Origin of the sequence: Glutamicibacter sp. NPDC087661 (assembly GCF_044743275.1) — a bacterium.
In the GTDB taxonomy this organism is placed as follows: Bacteria; Actinomycetota; Actinomycetes; order Actinomycetales; family Micrococcaceae; genus Glutamicibacter.
Map to the genome: position 1 here is coordinate 1,139,902 of NZ_JBIUWE010000001.1, position 16,770 is coordinate 1,156,671.

18 protein-coding genes are annotated in these 16,770 nt (G+C 62.3%); 7 read left to right on the forward strand and 11 right to left on the reverse strand.

Annotation, left to right across the window (positions count from 1 at the left end):
* The first annotated feature begins 1 nt into the window (after position 1).
* On the forward strand, positions 2–502 hold the full coding sequence (locus ACIOTN_RS05420) for a GNAT family N-acetyltransferase (protein WP_402734870.1): 501 nt from the start codon (positions 2–4) through the stop codon (positions 500–502).
* Here the strand turns inward: ACIOTN_RS05420 and ACIOTN_RS05425 are convergent, their stop codons facing one another.
* From ACIOTN_RS05425 to ACIOTN_RS05435, 3 genes are read right to left on the reverse strand one after another with little or no spacing between them, the layout of a single operon-like run.
* On the reverse strand, positions 503–1,036 hold the full coding sequence (locus ACIOTN_RS05425) for a hypothetical protein (protein ID WP_402734871.1): 534 nt from the start codon (positions 1,034–1,036) through the stop codon (positions 503–505). It lies immediately after the preceding gene.
* A 58-nt stretch (positions 1,037–1,094) separates the two neighbouring features.
* The gene (locus tag ACIOTN_RS05430) at positions 1,095–2,105 is read right to left on the reverse strand and encodes an NADP-dependent oxidoreductase (protein WP_332731585.1); all 1,011 of its coding nucleotides are present in this window, start codon (positions 2,103–2,105) and stop codon (positions 1,095–1,097) included.
* 51 nt (positions 2,106–2,156) lie between these two features.
* Positions 2,157–2,549: a DUF1304 domain-containing protein gene (locus ACIOTN_RS05435; protein WP_402472989.1), complete on the reverse strand. Its 393-nt coding sequence runs from the start codon at positions 2,547–2,549 to the stop codon at positions 2,157–2,159.
* A gap of 92 nt (positions 2,550–2,641) precedes the next feature.
* Between ACIOTN_RS05435 and ACIOTN_RS05440 the strand changes: the two genes are divergently transcribed.
* Positions 2,642–3,220 carry a TetR/AcrR family transcriptional regulator gene (locus ACIOTN_RS05440; protein WP_402472986.1) on the forward strand — a complete coding sequence of 193 codons (579 nt, stop codon included), beginning with the start codon at positions 2,642–2,644 and terminating at the stop codon, positions 3,218–3,220.
* A 487-nt stretch (positions 3,221–3,707) separates the two neighbouring features.
* On the opposite strand, the gene gndA is transcribed toward ACIOTN_RS05440, so the two are convergent.
* Positions 3,708–5,147: an NADP-dependent phosphogluconate dehydrogenase gene (gene gndA / locus ACIOTN_RS05445; protein WP_105657765.1), complete on the reverse strand. Its 1,440-nt coding sequence runs from the start codon at positions 5,145–5,147 to the stop codon at positions 3,708–3,710.
* 208 nt (positions 5,148–5,355) lie between these two features.
* Here gndA and ACIOTN_RS05450 point away from each other — a divergent pair, with 208 nt between their 5' ends.
* Positions 5,356–6,090, forward strand: coding sequence for a FadR/GntR family transcriptional regulator (locus ACIOTN_RS05450; protein ID WP_105657764.1), 735 nt, complete (start codon positions 5,356–5,358; stop codon positions 6,088–6,090).
* An 89-nt stretch (positions 6,091–6,179) separates the two neighbouring features.
* Here the strand turns inward: ACIOTN_RS05450 and ACIOTN_RS05455 are convergent, their stop codons facing one another.
* Together ACIOTN_RS05455 and ACIOTN_RS05460 are read right to left on the reverse strand one after the other, a co-directional pair.
* On the reverse strand, positions 6,180–7,595 hold the full coding sequence (locus tag ACIOTN_RS05455; RefSeq protein WP_105661222.1) for a GntP family permease: 1,416 nt from the start codon (positions 7,593–7,595) through the stop codon (positions 6,180–6,182).
* A 66-nt stretch (positions 7,596–7,661) separates the two neighbouring features.
* A complete protein-coding gene (locus ACIOTN_RS05460) occupies positions 7,662–8,168 on the reverse strand; it encodes a gluconokinase (RefSeq protein WP_402734872.1) in 507 nt (168 codons plus the stop codon).
* Positions 8,169–8,490: 322 nt separating this feature from the next.
* Here ACIOTN_RS05460 and ACIOTN_RS05465 point away from each other — a divergent pair, with 322 nt between their 5' ends.
* Positions 8,491–8,751: a GlsB/YeaQ/YmgE family stress response membrane protein gene (locus ACIOTN_RS05465; RefSeq protein WP_105657761.1), complete on the forward strand. Its 261-nt coding sequence runs from the start codon at positions 8,491–8,493 to the stop codon at positions 8,749–8,751.
* Between the two features lie 93 nt (positions 8,752–8,844).
* On the opposite strand, the gene ACIOTN_RS05470 is transcribed toward ACIOTN_RS05465, so the two are convergent.
* Positions 8,845–9,777 carry a zeta toxin family protein gene (locus tag ACIOTN_RS05470; protein ID WP_105657760.1) on the reverse strand — a complete coding sequence of 311 codons (933 nt, stop codon included), beginning with the start codon at positions 9,775–9,777 and terminating at the stop codon, positions 8,845–8,847.
* Between the two features lie 110 nt (positions 9,778–9,887).
* Here ACIOTN_RS05470 and ACIOTN_RS05475 point away from each other — a divergent pair, with 110 nt between their 5' ends.
* On the forward strand, positions 9,888–10,577 hold the full coding sequence (locus ACIOTN_RS05475; protein ID WP_181148987.1) for a hemolysin III family protein: 690 nt from the start codon (positions 9,888–9,890) through the stop codon (positions 10,575–10,577).
* Between the two features lie 83 nt (positions 10,578–10,660).
* Here ACIOTN_RS05475 and ACIOTN_RS05480 read toward each other — a convergent pair whose 3' ends face one another.
* The 3 genes from ACIOTN_RS05480 to ACIOTN_RS05490 form a co-directional block, all read right to left on the reverse strand.
* Positions 10,661–11,935, reverse strand: coding sequence for an MFS transporter (locus ACIOTN_RS05480; RefSeq protein WP_105657759.1), 1,275 nt, complete (start codon positions 11,933–11,935; stop codon positions 10,661–10,663).
* Positions 11,932–13,077: an acetylornithine deacetylase gene (gene argE, locus ACIOTN_RS05485; RefSeq protein ID WP_402734873.1), complete on the reverse strand. Its 1,146-nt coding sequence runs from the start codon at positions 13,075–13,077 to the stop codon at positions 11,932–11,934. The genes ACIOTN_RS05480 and argE overlap by 4 nt, the downstream gene beginning before the upstream one ends.
* 115 nt (positions 13,078–13,192) lie before the next feature.
* The gene (locus ACIOTN_RS05490) at positions 13,193–13,834 is read right to left on the reverse strand and encodes a TetR/AcrR family transcriptional regulator (RefSeq protein ID WP_133833425.1); all 642 of its coding nucleotides are present in this window, start codon (positions 13,832–13,834) and stop codon (positions 13,193–13,195) included.
* Between the two features lie 94 nt (positions 13,835–13,928).
* Between ACIOTN_RS05490 and ACIOTN_RS05495 the strand changes: the two genes are divergently transcribed.
* Positions 13,929–15,161 (forward strand): glycosyltransferase, encoded by a 1,233-nt coding sequence (locus tag ACIOTN_RS05495; protein WP_402734874.1) that lies wholly within the window; start codon positions 13,929–13,931, stop codon positions 15,159–15,161.
* 66 nt (positions 15,162–15,227) lie between these two features.
* On the forward strand, positions 15,228–16,454 hold the full coding sequence (locus tag ACIOTN_RS05500; protein ID WP_402734875.1) for a methyltransferase: 1,227 nt from the start codon (positions 15,228–15,230) through the stop codon (positions 16,452–16,454).
* Between the two features lie 86 nt (positions 16,455–16,540).
* On the opposite strand, the gene ACIOTN_RS05505 is transcribed toward ACIOTN_RS05500, so the two are convergent.
* Positions 16,541–16,735, reverse strand: a complete 195-nt coding sequence (locus tag ACIOTN_RS05505; RefSeq protein ID WP_105657755.1) for a CsbD family protein — start codon at positions 16,733–16,735, stop codon at positions 16,541–16,543.
* Positions 16,736–16,770: the final 35 nt, after the last annotated feature.

Genomic DNA, 16,770 nt, shown 5'->3' on the forward strand with positions numbered 1-16,770 from the left:
AATGGCACAGAAGCTCAGGAAACCGCTGCCTGCCGACGCGCAGGAGCTTGCCAGGCTGCATGTCGAATGCTGGAAAGAAACCTACACGCAGCTGCTGCCAGATGGTTTCTTCGACCCTGCCCACAGTGAGCAGCGGCTGCGCATGTGGGACAGGGTTCTGGAGGACCCGAATCCGCTCTTCAGGATTTCGGTGGCGGAAAATGAGGACGGGAAGCTTGTCGGATTCGCGTTCTCTGCATCACCCATGGGGAATACCGACGGGATACCGGAGAACGTCTCTCGCCAGCTGTACAACCTGTATGTGCTGGAAGACTTCCATGGCGACGGAACAGGGCAGGCGCTGCTGGATGCAGTCCTTGGCGATGAGCCGGCCGTGCTGTGGGTGGCGGCCCAGAATCCGCGTGCCATCCGATTCTACGAACGCAACGGATTCGCCTTCGACGGCGTGAGCGAGGACGACCCGGCTGCTCCGAAAATTACCGACGCAAGAATGATCCGGTAGCTAGCAAGCGGAGAGAATCCCGACGATGTCCGGGTCGCTCCCACGACCCAGTTTCGCGTCGATTTTCAGCACCAGCTGAGCCTGGCGAATCAGTGTGCCGTATTCGGGGCCAGGATCGGGGGTCGCGCGGATTCCCGTGGCGCTGAGTTGGCGCGATTTGTCCATGGCCAGCTCCTTGAGCACATCACGGATCAAGGCCAAATCCTCTGGCTGCACCGCCCAGCTATCCCTATGGCCACGAAGCCAGGATTTGCGCCGCGCCCCCTCCAAGCCTTCGGGCAGCTCGCCGACGCCTTGCAGGTGGTCGAGCATCGAGGTACCGACGTTCCGCTCGGTGATGTCTTGGGACAGGCACCGGTCGATGGCGTATTGGACACGCAGCCACCATTGCCCGGCGGTATCCAGCTCCGAGCGCAGCCGCAGTGTCCGCAAGGCCAGAACAACGCCTACGGCCGCGATGAGTACTGTCGAAAGCGGGACGAGCGAGAGCAGGATCCCCAGCCCCGCGCCCCAGCTACCACCATAACCGTTCATGCTCCGATCCTAGCCCCTGAATCGGGGTCGGACCGGAGCAATCCTCGGGTTGGAAGAACTAGATGCGCACCAGCATCTTGCCGGTGTTCGCACCGCGCATCATGCCAAGGAAGGCGTCCACGGTATTCTCGATGCCATCCACGATCGTCTCGTCGTAGGCGATTTTGCCTTCGGAGAACCACTTGCCCATGCGCTCGCCGAACTCGGGGGCGAGGTCAAGGTAGCTGGAGAGGGTGAATCCCTGCAGTTTCAGGCCGCGGGTGATCAGGTTGGCCATGTTCTTCGGGCCCGGAGTCGACTCGGTGGTGTTGTAGCTGGCGATAGCGCCGCACAGGGCAGCACGACCGCCATCGTTGAACGCTGCCAGGGCGGCTTCGAGGTGGTCTCCGCCCACGTTGTCGAAGAAGACATCGATGCCTTCCGGGGCTGCGGCGGCCAGCTGCCCGCGGACATCGCCATCCTTGTAGTTGAAGGCGGCATCGTAGCCGTACTTGCTGGTCAGCAGTTCAACCTTCTCTGTACTGCCGGCCGAGCCGATGACGCGCTTGGCACCCATGAGCTTGGCGATCTGCCCGGCAGCCGTGCCCACGGCACCTGCAGCGCCGGAGACGAAGACGGTCTCGCCCTCGGCAAGATTGGCGACTGCGCTCAGGCCTACATAGGCGGTCAAGCCGGTCATTCCCAAGATGTGCAGGCGCAGCGACGAGGAAACGCCGGGCAGATCAGGTGCGGACTTGAAATTGGCAGAGTCGGCCTGCACGGTGTCAGACCAGCCCAGCTGATGCTGGACCAGGGTACCTGCCGGGAACGCTTCGTCCGCGGTCTCGATGACACGGCCAATGGCGCCGCCGAGGATCTGCTCGCCAATCTTGAATGGCGGGATGTAGGAACGGGTGTCATTCATGCGTCCGCGCATGTACGGGTCCACGGAAATGAACTCGTTGCGCACCCGGATTTCACCGGTCTTCAGCTCCGGCAGCTCAACGGTCTGGACGGTGAAGTTCTCCTGCGTTGGCCAACCGGACGGACGGGAGGCGAGCAGGATCTGCGTGCTGGTTGCTTCAGTCATGGTTACCAGTTCTTTCAATTCTCGGTGATATTGGAAACTCTCGGTGTCGTTCTAGTTGCCCAGCGCCAGGCCGAGGACCAGCAGCGCAACTGACAGCAGCGGGAACATCCCTTGCTTGACGGCCAGCTTGGCTTTGCCCGGGCTTCCCAGTGCCAGCACCAACGCAGCGGCCAGCATGGAGCCGGCCCCGGCGAAGACCAACGTGGCACCCACAGCCAAGTGGCCCATGCCCAAGGCAATCACCCCGGCAAGTGCGGCAACCGCCAGGAAGAGGTTGTAGAACCCCTGATTGAAGGCCATTTCGCGCGTTGCTTCTGCTTCAGCCTCGCTGGTCTTGAACAAGGCGCGGGTTTTTCCAGTGGTCCAGGTGATGGACTCCATCGAGAAGATGTAGACGTGGAGCAGGGCAGCGGCGGTTGCGAAGATCTGCGCGGCGATGATCATGGCTTGTCCTTGGTGTTGGGAAGGCAACTATTCTGTAACGACCATTTCAATATATACTGGAATGGTCGTTACGAAAAGAGGAGGTGGGTGTGATGGCGCGTACATCTGCATTCGACAAGGAAGCGGCTATCCAGAACGCCCGCTCGGTGTTCTGGTCCAAGGGCTTCGAGGCCACGTCCATTCCCGAACTTGAAAATGCCACCGGCCTGAGCCGTTCAAGCATCTACAACTCCTTCGGCTCCAAGCGCGGCCTGTTCGATGCCGCAGTGGACAGCTACCTCAATGAAATTGTCCGCCCGCGGTTGCGTCCGCTGCTCCAGGACCCAGTACCTTCACAGGCATTGGGAGACTATCTGCGTGGGCTTGCTGCCGTTTTCGCGAAGCCGGAGTCCCTGCCTGCAGCCCATGGGTGCCTGCTGATCAACACCGCCAGCGCACCGATTGCAGCAGAGAACGAAATCGCCGCCATCATTGCCGCGTACCGGGAAGAACTTGATGAAGCCATGGGCCGTGGCTTGCATGCCCTTCGGCCGGATCTTTCAGTCGAACGCCATGCCCTGCTGAGCGACACCATTACCGGTCTGGTGGTAGCGGCCTTCGCACTGGTGCGCATCTCCCCCAGCGAAGCTGTTCGCTTGTTGCAATGCGCCGAGAACTTGCTGGAAGACTAGTACCGGCTCCTTTCCAGGATTAAGGCGCAAGCCCCGGGGCATCTGTTGTCCGGATTGCTTCTAGCCAGGCACTGATCCACGGATCCATTCAGTGAATGCATCGCGGAGGGCTGCCGGCTCGATGCGCGGGGGCTCCGCCGACTGCTGCCAGCGGCAGATCGTTCTGCAATCACCGGCGCATGCTTGGCAGATGAGTTCGCACGCAGGGGGCCTTATTCGTCGCGCTTGCCACAGAAAATCCAACTGGCTTTGGCTGCCGCACCGATTTTCCGCACCTCTGGGATCAGTTCCTCCATGAGCGCATGGCACTGGCCGGGACCTGCCTCTGTCCCACCCAGCATTCGGCTGAGCATGCCCCACGGCTGCCAGTTCCAGCGAAGCGGGACAGCGCGCAGAAGGGCTCAAATGGCAGAAGCCCACCAGTTCAATCGAATTGAACTGGTGGGCTTCGGATCAGCCAGCAGCTGCTAGCGTCAAATCGCTCCGCTTAGTGGGTGTCCTCGGCAGCGATTTCGGTACGGTCACCGCTCCACTGCGTGTGGAAGGTGCCTTCCTTGTCGGTGCGACGGTAGGTGTGCGCACCGAAGTAGTCGCGCAGGCCCTGGGTCAGGGCTGCTGGCAGACGGTCGCGGCGCAGGCCATCGTAGTAAGCCAGCGACGAGGAGAACACTGGTGCAGGGATGCCCAGCTGGACAGCAACGGAAACCACGCGGCGCCATGCTGGAACTGCCTTGTTGATGGCTTCAGCGAATGCCGGAGCGAACAGCAGGTTCGAAGGCTTCTCGCCTGCCGAGTAGGCAGCGGTGATGTCCTTGAGCAGGGCTGCACGGATGATGCAGCCTTCACGCCACAGGCCAGCGATCTCGTCGAGCTTCAGGTCCCAGTTGTATTCGCCGGCAGCCGAAGTGAGCATGTCGAGGCCCTGCGCGTAGGAGACGAGCTTCGAAGCGAACAGCGCCTGGCGCACATCCTCGACGAAGTTCTCCGGCAAGGTGACCTCGGCAGTTTCGCCGGTCAGCACCTTCTGGCCCACGGCGCGGATATCACGCTGCGAGGAAAGGGAGCGGGCGAAGACCGATTCGGCGATGGCCGAAACAGGCGAGCCCATATCCAGGCCGGACTGCACGGTCCAACGGCCGGTGCCCTTCTGGCCTGCGGAGTCCTGGATAACGTCGACCAGCGGCTTGCCGGTGGAAGCATCGACGTGGCCGAGCACCTCAGCGGTGATCTCGATCAGGAAGCTGGACAGTTCGCCCTGGTTCCATTCGTTGAAGATCTCCGACTGCTTGGCTGGCTCGATGCCGGCGGCGCTGCGCATCAGATCGTAGGCTTCGCCGATAACCTGCATGTCGGCATATTCGATGCCGTTGTGGACCATCTTCACGAAGTGGCCGGCGCCGTCGGTGGAGATCCAAGCGCAGCACGGTGCGCCGTCGTCGGCCTTGGCGGAGATCTTTTCCAGCATCGGGCCCAGCGACTTGTAGGATTCAGCGGAACCGCCGGGCATGATCGATGGGCCGAGCAGTGCGCCCTCTTCGCCACCGGAAACGCCGATGCCCACGAAGTGCAGGCCCTTTTCAGCCAGGGCAGCTTCGCGGCGGCGGGTGTCGGTGTAGTGCGAGTTGCCGGCGTCGATGACCACGTCGCCCTCTTCGAGCAGCGGCACCAGCTGGTCGATGACCGAGTCCACTGGACCGCCGGCCTTGACCATGATCAGCACGCGGCGCGGGGTTTCGAGGTTTGCTACCAGCTCTTCCAGGCTTTCGGTGCGAATGAAATCGCCCTCATCGCCATGAGCTTCCAGCAGCGCGTCGGTCTTGCCGACCGAGCGGTTGTGCAGGGCGACGGTGTATCCGTTGCGAGCGAAGTTACGGGCAAGGTTTGCGCCCATGACGGCCAGACCTGTGACACCAATCTGTGCAGGCATAAAAATAAGTCTCCATCGATTACGGGGAGTTGAACCGCCAAGCAGAGACCGGATGAGTCACGATCCCTGTTCACGGCCACGTGACCTTTCCATCCTACAAGGGCGACGCCCGTGTTTTACAGAGGATCGCGTAAATTAAAGCATATTTATTTCGCCGATCGACTCGCCATAGTCCGATTTGGCGCAAGTCATTGGCTAAACTGAGCCCATGGCAACTAGTCTGCACGCTCATGTGGTTGAGCACCTCGGCTCTCGCATTATCAGCGGGCAAATTCCGCGCGGCTCCATTATCCTCGCCGCCGACCTCGAGCAGAAGCTCCAGGTCTCGCGTTCGGTGATCCGTGAAGCCATCCGCGTTCTGGCCCAATGCGGCCTAGTCACCAGCACCAAGCGCGTGGGCATCCGCGTGCTGGGGGCCGAACGCTGGAACCCCTACGACGATCATGTCATCCGTTGGCGGCTGGCCAGCGACCAGAAGGGCGCACAGCTGCGCTCGCTGACCGAGCTGCGCATTTCCGTAGAGCCGATGGCCGCGGAACTGGCGGCCGAGTTCGCCCCCGAAGCGATGCGCAAGGAGCTGATGATGCTCTCGGCGCAGATGAACCATTACGGGCGCCAAGGCGATTTGCGACGTTTCCTGGAACTGGATATCCGATTCCACGCTGTGGTGCTGGCCGCCTCCGGCAATGAGATGTTCGCGAACCTCTCCACCCCGATCGGAGCGATTTTGCGCGGCCGCACCGAATTGGGCCTGATGCCTGAACGCCCGCACGAGGAAGCGTTGCTCTGGCACCAGTCGGTCGCCGATGCCATCTCCAATTCGGACTCCGCCAGCGCGCGGAAGAACATGGAAAGCATCATGCGCCGGACGCACAACGAGATCTGCAGCCTCTGGGACGGCGCGCCGCGCTTGTTCGTGGACCCGGCCAAGAGCGCCCAGTAACCCGGCATTCCCTTCTTAAAAGCGAATCCGCCGGGACAGCGACTGCATCGCTGCCCCGGCGGATTTTTTGTCCTGCTCGCTGCCCCTTTTTAGGCCAGCGCGGTCGCCAGGCCGTAGAGCACCATGACGCAGGCGAAGCCGACCACCGATACCAGCGCCTGGCCAACGGTCCAGACCTTCAAGGTGGTTGGCACATCGATGTCCAGGAAGCGCGAGATCAGCCAGAAGCCCGAGTCGTTGACGTGGCCGGCGAAGACCGAGCCTGCTGCCAGCGCGAGCACCATGGCGGCGACCTGGAATGCGGTCAGCGAGGCATCCGCCAGCACCGCCGGCTGGACGATGGCCGCCGCAGTGGTCAGCGCCACTGTTGCCGAGCCCTGGGCCAGTCGGACGATGGCCGCGATCAGGAAGCCGGCGACGATCAGCGGCATGCCCACCGATTCAAGCGAGGTGGCAATGGCGTTGCCGATGCCGCTGGCACGCAGCACTCCGCCGAACATGCCACCAGCGCCGGTGATCAGGATGATCGAGCAGACCGGGCCCAGCGCGGAGTCCACGATGGTCTCGGTAAGGGTCTTGTCCTTGCCCTTGCGGAAGCCCAGCAGGAAAATGCCCAGCAGCACGGTGATGAGCAGGGCCACCGGAGTTTCACCCAGCAGGCGAAGCCAGCGCACCCAGGAGGCTTCCGGGTCCACGATGCCGGCGGAACCGAGCATGTTCAGTCCGGTGTTCATGAAGATCAGCAACAGCGGGAGCAGCAGCAAGCTGAACACCGTGCCCACGGAAGGAGAGGACTTGAACTCGTCCTTCGTTGCACCGTTGCCCAGTGCCGCATCCAGGATATTCGGTACCGGGATGTTGAACTTCTTGCCAACGAACTTTCCAAAGAGATGGCCTGCAACGAACCACGTTGGAATCGCGACGACCAGGCCGAGCACCAGCACGAGCCCGACGTTGGCTTCCAGCAGGCCGGAGGCGGCCACAGGGCCCGGGTGCGGCGGAACGAAGACGTGCATCACCGAGAATGCGGTGGCCGATGGGATGGCGTAGAGCAGCAGCGAGCCGCCCAAGCGGCGGGCCACGGTGAAGATGATCGGCAGCATGACTACCAGCCCGGCATCGAAGAAGATCGGGAAGCCGAAGAGCAGCGAGGCAACTGACAGTGCCAGCGGCGCGCGCTTCTCGCCGAACTTGGAGATCAGCCAGTTGGTCATCACATCGGCGCCGCCACTGGTTTCCAGCATGCGTCCGAGCATTGCGCCAAGGCCGACCAGCAGGGCCACACTGGCCAAGGTGGATCCGAAGCCGCCGGTCAGCGTCGTGATGACCGATTCAGCCGGGATGCCGGAAGCGACCGCGGTCAGCAAGCTGGTGAGCACCAGTGCGAGGAACGCGTGGACGCGGAAGCGGATAATCAGCACCAGCAGCAGCGCTACCGCCGCGACCGCTAGCGTCAGGAGCCCGGGCGTACTTAACGTCCAGTTCAGTTCAAGCTCAGTTGTCATTGTCATCCTTGATCAATGGGAGGCTTATGCCATAGGTGGTCTGTGGATTGCTGTCGGCGCACTGCACTAGGACAGTTTGGCGATCAGCTGTCGAACGATGTCCTCGGGGCTATCGGCAATATCGGCGCTGAGCACCGGCTCGTCCGCATCGGGAGCCTCAAGCGTGGCCAGCTGGCTGTCAAGCAGGCTGGTGGGCATGTACTCATGCGAACGCGCGTTCATCCGGTCCCGTATCAGCGTCGGGACACCGGTGAGGTGGATGAAGATCGTTGCTGGCTCCAAGCTGAGGATGAGATCCCGGTAGCTTCGCTTGAGTGCAGAACAGGCAATAACCGGCGGCGCTTGGTGCCGATTGCTTTCGGCCAGTTTGGCGCCGATCAGCTGCAGCCACGGCTCGCGGTCAGCGTCATCCAGAGACTGTCCGCCGGCCATTTTTTCCTTGTTGGCCTTGGGGTGCAGGTTGTCGCCATCAATGAATTCATGATGCAGCTGATCAGCCAGCATCTTTCCGATGGTGGTCTTGCCGCTGCCCGAGACACCCATTACAACAAGGGGCGGGACCTGTTCACTCATCCATTTACTCCGTCGTACGTGAACCTAATATATGACTTATGTTGTAGCCAAAGTCATAAAGTATGATTTAACTAGAGTAGGAGCGGCAGCGGACGCTGTCAACAGGTTGCACCTGGTTCACCAGGAAGATTCTGTAAAACATGTGGCCAGATGGGGAATTCCCGGATCAATTGGCCCGAGGTTCAAGCATGGCTTGAACCCAGCCTTTGAAAATGCTGAATTTCTTCGAGGTCGTTGTAGAACCCCAGCTCAATGCCATGTACTCTCGGTTTTTAAGTGGATCGAACCCGACCACTGCACAGTCTGACCATTGGAGCGAATCATGGGATTCATTGGATGGATAGTTTTGGGCTTGATTGCCGGAGCGATCGCAAAGGCCATTCTGCCCGGCAAGCAAGGTGGCGGCTGGATCGCTACCCTGATTCTCGGCGTCGTTGGCGCCCTACTCGGAGGCTGGATCGGAAGTGCTATCTTCGGTGAGGGCGTGGATGAGTTCTTCTCGATCTCAAGTTGGCTTCTTGCCATCGGCGGCGCCCTGATCGTCTTGGTCATTTGGGGCTTCATCACCAAACGACGGGCCTAAGTCACCTCCCGAGGGACCATTGTCCTGCGGATCTTGAATTCCCGCCGAGCAGCAGTACCAACTGCTGCTCGGCGGGTTTTTCTCTTGTCTTGGCTACTTCACCCGCAGCAGCTCAGAGCCCACGGCTTCCCTGCGCAATTCGAAAAGCAGAAGGCTCCCCTCCGTGTCCGAGGCTTCCCCAAGTGCGGTATGGAATACCTTGAAGCTCAGTACCGCTGGGCAGTTGCGTGCGAACATCTGGGCCACGGCAGCAGGCCGGGACCGCTGGCCCGGGGCGTCGAAGACCATATCGGTAAATCCTTCGGGAACCCAGCGTGCACCAAGGTTGTCGTCGCCATCCAGGGAAGCTTCCTGCTGCTTTTCCCAGCGTTCAACGATCCGTTCTTCCGAGACATCTTGCGGCGCGTACGCCTCCACGATCTGAATCTCGTATCCGGCCTCCTGCAGCTGAGCTGCCAGCTTCTGCGCTGAATCCTCGGACGCAAGGACCTTGTCAATGACGACATTCAGCCCTTGCTCGAAGCATGCGGCACGCAGGTTCTCGCTGAGCATGGAAGATTCCTCATGCACCAGGCTCGCCATGTCCATCGGGAAGAACTGCTCACCGCGCTGCTCGCGCTCTTTGACTTCCCGAGGCTTGAAGAATCCTTCGTAAGTTCCGTCTTCTTGCGCTTCGCGCATCAGATTCGCCTTGAATTCATCGGCATCGATCACCACATAGTCATCTTCATGACCGCCAAGCAGTTCGCGCAGCAGGCTGCTCTTGCCGGCTCCCGGAGCTCCGGCAAGCACAACAGCTTGGCGCTGCGCTTGGGCGCCGCCCGCTGCCCGCAGTTCCTGGTCGATCAACCGCCGATGCAACTGGTCGCGTTCCCCGATCGCCTTCCACGAGCCCGGGGCCACTTCTTCGAACCAGTCAGGGTTGCGCACGGAGATGAACGGTGAATCATTGGCCAGCACTTCTCCGGGCTCATTGAGTTGAGCAATAGTCTTCAGGTGGTCGGTAATTTCTTGGTCATCTGCCATATTCGAATCCTAATCGGGATTAATCGCGATGACCCCACAGCACGCTGACAGCCGATTATCGTATAGTTCGATGATGGGCCCAGTGCCCGCGCACGACGTTAAGGAGACCCATGGCTACCGCACCGCTACCATCTGCAGGCAAAGGCCGAGCCGGGCGAACCTTCGCGCACATCGGCACCGAGCGTACTCGCTGGCGCGGGCTGATCCATGCCTGGTCCACCCCGGGCATTATCATCATGAGCCTGGTGCTGGTCGTACTGGCCAACGGACGCTTGGCGGAATGGACCACCGCGGTCTTCGCGCTCTGCTCGATCCTGCTCTTTGGCACCTCGGCGCTTTACCATCGTGGCAACTGGACCGACAAGGTCATGGGGCTCTTCCGCCGGGCCGACCATGCGAACATCTTCCTGCTCATTGCCGGCACCTACACTCCGGTAGCAGCATTGACCTTGCCCGGTCCGCAGGCGATCATCGTGCTGTCCGTCATCTGGGCCGGTGCACTGGCCGGCATTGCCATCAAGTCATTCTGGCCCGCGGCACCCCGCTGGGTTGGAGTCAGCCTCTACATCCTGCTCGGGTGGGGCGCATTGATGCAGTTGCCAGCGTTCTGGGCCGCGAACCCCGCGGTGATGATCCTGATTCTCGCTGGCGGCTTGGCCTACACGATCGGTGCGGTTTTCTACGCCACGAAGCGGCCAAATCCGCTGCCGAGCGTTTTCGGATTCCACGAGCTCTTCCATGCCTGCACCGTCATGGCCTTCCTGTGCCACTGGACGGCTGTGCTTCTGGTGGCCCTGTAAGCGCGCGAACCCGCTGGAAAAAGCGATCGCCGCAAGTTCCACGAGGAAGCTTGCGGCGATCATTGGCTGAATCCCAGGCTGGATTAGCGCTGGCCGTAGCGCTTTCGCACGACCACGAGGCCGATCAGCGAAATCACGGCAATTGCCATGTAGTACAGGCTTGGTGCATCCAGCGACCCGGTCAGGTCCAGCAGCCACGTCAGTACCAGCGGGGCAATTCCGCCCAAAAGGGTCACGCCCACGTTGTAGGCCACCGACAGGCCCGAACCCCGGATGGCAGCCGGGAAGAGGTTGGAGAGCAACGCCGGCAGCGGACCGAAGTAGAAGGACATGATCACGCCGAGAACCGCGATCACGATCACCATCACGATCACGCTCGGGTTCGAGGTCATCAGCTTGAACAGCGGGTAGGCCAGCACGAACGCCGCGACCGCTGCGTAGGTCATCACCCGGGCCGGGCCAATGCGGTCAGCCAGATGGCCCACCAGCGGGACGCCGCACAATGTGATGATGCCCGCCGAGATGCCGCCCAGGAAAGCCGCGTCGGCAGGGATCTTCAGGTTCGTGACGGCGAAGGTCGGCATGTACAGGATCATGTACACCGAAATCGTGGCCACGCCAATGGTTGCCGCTGCCGCCAGCAGGCGGCCGTAGTGCTGGGTGAACAGCGTGCCCAGTGGCGATTTCTCCTTGGCGGCGGAAACGAACTCGTCGGTTTCATCCAGCTTGGCGCGGATGTACAGGCCTACCGGCCCGATTAGCAGGCCAACGAAGAACGGCACGCGCCAGCCCCAGCTCTCCAGGGCTTCCTGGCTCAGGCCGGTGGTCAGGAAGTAGCCGAAGGCAGAAGCCAGCAGCATGGATGCACCTTGGCTGGCGACCTGCCACGAAGAGTAGAACGCCTTCTTGTGCGGTGCGGTTTCGATCAGGAATGCAGTGGCCGTGCCGAATTCGCCACCGGCAGAGAAGCCCTGGATCATGCGCGAGAGCAGGATGATCAAGGCACCGGCTACGCCCGCCACCTCATAGGGCGGTGCCACAGCCATGATCAGCGTACCGAGCATCATCAGGCCCAGCGTGAGGGTCAGCGCGTTCTTGCGTCCCTTGCGGTCGGCGTAGCTGCCCAGCACCATGCCGCCCAGGGGGCGGATCAGGTAGGAAATTGCGAAGGTGGCGAAGGTGAGAATCAGCGCGAACGTGCCGTCCGATTCCGGATAGAACACCTTGGCAATGGTCGTCGCGAAAGTGGCATAGACAATGATGTCGAACCATTCCAGCGCCGCGCCGATGGAACTGGAGATGACCGCCTTGCGGGCTTTGACGATCTGCTCTGGTGTCGCCTTCACCTCGGCGCTCACGAGCTGACCTGCGCAATCAGCGAATCGATGAAGTTCTCGCACGCCACGATCTGCTCCAGCTCGATGTATTCGTCCGGAGCGTGGGCTTGGGCGATATCGCCAGGACCGCACACCACGGTGGGAATGCCGGCCGCGGCGAACAGCCCGGCCTCCGTGCCATAGGTAACCTTTTCATCGGTGGCAATGGCGCCGCAGGCGGCCGCGAAGGACACGATCCCTTCCTCCGCAGCGGTATCCAGTCCCGGAGCGCCCGCCTGCTGGGAGAACTCCACGGAGCAGCTCGGGTTCTGCTCGCGCATCTGGGCTTCCAGCTTGGCCGCTTCTGCGCGCAAGCGCGCGGTCAGCGCCTCGCGGTCCACCACCGCGAGCGAGCGGTACTCGAAGAACACCACCGCCTGCGAGGGAATGGTGTTCACCGCGATGCCGCCGTCGAACTTGTTCACGTTCATGGTGGTGGTCGGTTCGATGAATGCTTCATCGCGCGGGCCATGGTTGCGCAGCTCGGCCGAAACCTCCTCGACGAAATTCGCGAAGCGCAGCGCATAGGAAATTGCGTTGACCCCCTCGGAAGGCAGCGAGGAGTGCGCTGCGACGCCGTTGAATTCGGCGCGGAAAACGTTCATCGACTTGTGGCCGCGGATCGCCCGCATGCTCGATGGCTCCCCCACGAAGCATCCGCGAGGCGCCAGCTTCTCGTCAACAATTCTCTGCACCAGCGACACCGCGCCGACGCAGCCGACTTCTTCGTCATAGGACAGCGCCAGATGGATTGGTTCGGCAAGTTCTGCGCCGGTGAACTGGTCCAGCTTGGCCAGGATCACCCCGAGGAAGCCCTTCATGTCGCAGGTGCCGCGGCCATAGAGCTTGTCTGCGCGCACCTGGGCGTCGAATGGATCGCTGCTCCATTTCTGCCCGTCCACTGGCACCACGTCGGTGTGCCCGGAAAGCACAATGCCGCCGGTGCGGGTTCCATCGGCGGCGGGGATGGTGGCCAGCAGGTTGGCCTTGGTGCCCTGTTCGTTGTGGATCAGCTGGGAGCTGATGCCATAGGCGTCCAGCTTCTTCACGACATTCCCGATCAGCGCAAGGTTGCTGTCGCGGCTAGTGGTGTCCACGGCGATGAGCTCGTGGATTTCTTTCATGCTTGCTTCGCTGGGCGCGGGCATTTCAGCTCCTGGTTCTAGGCGATGATGCTATGGATTCATGTTTCCATATTGCTCCCGCACCACCTAGAAGATGTCAAAGAATGGCCTCTGGCTAGTTGGGAATAACACCGGCACCACGCAGATAGTGCATGATCGCGTTCACGAAGGCCTCTTGCTGGTCCACGGGCCTTGCCGCTTGGCCCAGCGCGGCCGACAGGTGGGGGTAGCGGCCTGTTTCCAGCTGGGCGAACAGCGCCGCCGGGTCTTCGGGCCGCTGCTGGCTTTGCTCATTGAGCGCGAATGCTGCGGTGATGGCGTTGAGCATCGCCAGGCAATGCAGCTTGGCCCCTGCCTCCAGCCCGCTGCCTTCCAGGGCCGCTAATCCACGTTCCAGGTAGGCCAAGGCGTTCGGCCCCATGGACGCCTTGCCCATGGCCAGCGAGGGCACCCAGGGATGCCTGCGCATGATCTGCAGGCCCTGGGTGGCCAGGCCGAGCAGCTGCTGGGCAGCCGAACCGGCCAGCGATTCCAGTTCATATTCGGCGCTGATCTGCTCAACCATGAGGCCGGTGAGCTCCTCATGGGACTCAACGTAACGGTACAGGGAGGCGGCTCCTGCTCCGATCTTTGCAGCTACGGCTCTGATGGATACCGCTCCCATGCCTTCTTCATCGGCCAGCGCGATCGCCGCCTGGGCGATCTTGGCCCGGGAGTGCCGGGGCCTGGGCCCGGTGCGAGGCTGGTTGCCGGTCATCGCCCGTCCTTTCCCGCAGGGCGCGTCACGCGCCGTGCTCTGGCTGTATAGTTAACCGCGAACACTGTTCGCATTTAACTCTACAGGAGGAACCATGCGCTTGCTGATGATCGCACCGGGAACACGAGGCGATGTCGCGCCGATGGCCGGCCTCGGCCAGAAGCTGGCGCTCCATGGTTTCGATGTATCCATTGCGGCAAACCCGGCATACAAGGACCTTGCGGTTTCCGCAGGCTGCCGATTCCGAGAGCTCCCCGGCGACATGGTTGCCTTGGTCAAGCCGGCAGCTCCGGGCGCTAAGGCCAGCCCCAAGGATCTGCGCCGGTACCTCCGGGAGCTCCGGGACTATTTCGAACTGGCAGCTACCGGAACGATGGCCGCAGCCGAGCGAGGTGCCGATATCATCATGACCAATGCGGTAGCACCCTATGCCTACGACGTGGCCGAGGCCATGGGCATCCCCGCGATCGGCGCGCACCTGCAACCCATTGAACCCAGTGCAGCGTACTCGCCCATGGCTTTGGGTGCATCGCGCAGCTTCGGGCCACTGGGCAACAAGCTGCTCGGCCAGCTCTTCGCCGCTTCCAAGGCGCCCTACGACCTCCCAGCAAAGCGGGTACGCGAATCCCTGGGATTGCCCGCACGCAGCCGTGCCGCCTCCGAACGCCTTCGCCGCCAGCACCGGAGCCCCATTCTCCACGGCTTCAGTTCAGTTATCGTTCCACGGTCCGCTGATTGGCATGAGGGGATCGTCAATTGCGGGTACTGGTGGCCGCCAGCCGATCCGGCATGGACACCGCCGCAGAGGCTGCTCGACTTCATCGACGAGGGGCCGGCGCCAGTCTTCATTGGCTTCGGCAGCACGCAGGCGCTGGAACCGGACTTCATCACGGATGTTGCCCGGCGCACCGGAAGACGGACTATCGTGCAAGGGGAACCGGAAATCGACGAACCCGGCATCCTGGGCATCGGCGCGGTACCCCACCACTGGCTGTTTCCGCAGATGGCGGCCGTCGTGCACCATGCAGGGGCCGGCACCACGGCCGCTGGCCTGCGGGCAGGCGTCCCCGCAGTTCCGGTTCCGGTCTTCACCGACCAGCCGTTCTGGGCCCAGCGCATCCACCGGCTCGGCGCGGCTGCCGAGCCCATTGCCTACAAGCACTTGACTGCGCAGCGGCTCGCGTCCTCAATTACCGGAGTCCTGGCCAATGAGGACTTGGCCGATGGCGCCCGGCGAATTGCCCGGCAGCTGGCAGCCGAAACGGACAGCTCGATTCCAGTGATAAGGATCCTCGAACAGCTGGGCGCCAGGCACCGGCCCAGCTAGCCTGGCCGGGACCGGTAGAATTGGAACTCCAGCCCCTCGCAACAGAACAGCTCATGCGCGGTTGCCATGCGCTTGAGCAACGCTGATCGACAGGGCTATCCCATCGCTTCCCATTCCGCCACCGCCCCTGTGACCGTTTCCTGGGACCACGAAGGAACCAGCACCACAGCCATCTGGCTGTCCGCCAATTCCCGCCGGGCACCAGCACACATCGTGGTGGCCGATGACCGCTTGAGCGCGGATGCGGCCATGCGCCACGCGGCCCGCGGCACGGCCATGCTGTGGACCGGCGACTTCCACAACGCCAAGCAGCTGCTTGCCGCCATGGACCGGCGCATGGCGGCCGCCAACGCGGCCAAGGCCAGCAGCGCGAAGGCCAAGAAAAAGGTCCTGGATGATGCGCAGAAGTTCTACGCCATCCGGCAGGCCCGGGCCCAGCGTTCACGGATGCTGTCGCTGATCCTGGTTCCCTTGGATTTCCAGGCCGAGGACGGCCTGGCCGTCCTGGACTTGCCCCGGGCGCCGATCGTCGGTCCGGCGGTGGCATTCGGCTACGAGCAGGCCGCGGACCTGGCTGGACACCGGGCTGTGGCCAGCCTGCAGGAACTAGCTGGCATGCTCAGTGCCCACCAGTGGTTCCTGAAGGGTGTGGACGTTCCGGCCCTGGGAGCGAAAATCCACCCGGCCTACGGGACGTTCATGCCCACCCGCCAGGAATATGTGGATCTGGTGGCGGTGGCTCCGCTGGAGGACCTCTCGCTGGCTTTCGACATCGGCACCGGAACCGGAGTGCTCTCGGCAGTGCTGGCCCGCCGCGGAGTCAAGCAGGTCATCGGAACCGACATTCACCAGCGCGCGGTGGACTGCGCCAACGACAACTTCGCGCGCTTGGGCATTTCCGGCGCCGCTCGTGCGCAACTGACCAGCATGTTCCCCGAGGGCCGGGCCCCGCTGGTCGTGTGCAATCCCCCGTGGCTTCCGGGCAGCGCGCCGAGCACCCTGGATGCGGCCATCTACGATCCCGAGAGCAAGATGCTGATGCAGTTCCTGCGCGGATTGCCCGGTCACCTGACCGAGAGCGGCGAAGGATGGCTGATCATCTCGGATCTCGCCGAGCTGCTGGGCTTGCGTACCCGCGCGCTGCTGCTGGAGGCCATCGAGGCGGCAGGCCTGGAAGTCATCGACAAGATCGACACCGCGCCAAGGCACCACCGCGCACAGGATGCCCAGGACGTGCTGCATGCGGCCCGTTCGAAGGAAGTCACTTCATTGTGGAGGCTCAAGGCCAAGTAGCCCCGAGTGCGTTCCATGCAGAAACGGCAAAGGTGCCCGCGGAATTCGCGGGCACCTTTGCCGTTTAAGCTCCTGCGTGCCTGTTGCTACTTGTCCAGGCCGTCGCGTACGTCCTTGGCCGCATCCTTGACTGACTCGCCGGCCTGTTTGGCTTTCGCAGCGGCTTGGTCCTTAACGCCTTCAGCCTGCAGGCGTTCATTGCCGGTCGCATCGCCTACGGATTTCTTGGCCTTGCCCGAAACTTCTTGCGCCTTATTCTGGATCTTATCGCCTAGGCCCATTGGAAAATCTCCTTCTGCAGTTGATTCGACAGCGT

Bases quoted from the DNA above. Each gene is read 5' to 3' on its own strand.
- ACIOTN_RS05420 (WP_402734870.1), top strand. From the start codon at position 2: ATGGCACAGAAGCTCAGGAAACCGCTGCCTGCCGACGCGCAGGAGCTT.
- ACIOTN_RS05425 (WP_402734871.1), bottom strand. From the start codon at position 1,036: ATGAACGGTTATGGTGGTAGCTGGGGCGCGGGGCTGGGGATCCTGCTC.
- ACIOTN_RS05430 (WP_332731585.1), bottom strand. From the start codon at position 2,105: ATGACTGAAGCAACCAGCACGCAGATCCTGCTCGCCTCCCGTCCGTCC.
- ACIOTN_RS05435 (WP_402472989.1), bottom strand. From the start codon at position 2,549: ATGATCATCGCCGCGCAGATCTTCGCAACCGCCGCTGCCCTGCTCCAC.
- ACIOTN_RS05440 (WP_402472986.1), top strand. From the start codon at position 2,642: ATGGCGCGTACATCTGCATTCGACAAGGAAGCGGCTATCCAGAACGCC.
- gndA (WP_105657765.1), bottom strand. From the start codon at position 5,147: ATGCCTGCACAGATTGGTGTCACAGGTCTGGCCGTCATGGGCGCAAAC.
- ACIOTN_RS05450 (WP_105657764.1), top strand. From the start codon at position 5,356: ATGGCAACTAGTCTGCACGCTCATGTGGTTGAGCACCTCGGCTCTCGC.
- ACIOTN_RS05455 (WP_105661222.1), bottom strand. From the start codon at position 7,595: ATGACAACTGAGCTTGAACTGAACTGGACGTTAAGTACGCCCGGGCTC.
- ACIOTN_RS05460 (WP_402734872.1), bottom strand. From the start codon at position 8,168: ATGAGTGAACAGGTCCCGCCCCTTGTTGTAATGGGTGTCTCGGGCAGC.
- ACIOTN_RS05465 (WP_105657761.1), top strand. From the start codon at position 8,491: ATGGGATTCATTGGATGGATAGTTTTGGGCTTGATTGCCGGAGCGATC.
- ACIOTN_RS05470 (WP_105657760.1), bottom strand. From the start codon at position 9,777: ATGGCAGATGACCAAGAAATTACCGACCACCTGAAGACTATTGCTCAA.
- ACIOTN_RS05475 (WP_181148987.1), top strand. From the start codon at position 9,888: ATGGCTACCGCACCGCTACCATCTGCAGGCAAAGGCCGAGCCGGGCGA.
- argE (WP_402734873.1), bottom strand. From the start codon at position 13,077: ATGAAAGAAATCCACGAGCTCATCGCCGTGGACACCACTAGCCGCGAC.
- ACIOTN_RS05490 (WP_133833425.1), bottom strand. From the start codon at position 13,834: ATGACCGGCAACCAGCCTCGCACCGGGCCCAGGCCCCGGCACTCCCGG.
- ACIOTN_RS05495 (WP_402734874.1), top strand. From the start codon at position 13,929: ATGCGCTTGCTGATGATCGCACCGGGAACACGAGGCGATGTCGCGCCG.
- ACIOTN_RS05500 (WP_402734875.1), top strand. From the start codon at position 15,228: ATGCGCTTGAGCAACGCTGATCGACAGGGCTATCCCATCGCTTCCCAT.
- ACIOTN_RS05505 (WP_105657755.1), bottom strand. From the start codon at position 16,735: ATGGGCCTAGGCGATAAGATCCAGAATAAGGCGCAAGAAGTTTCGGGC.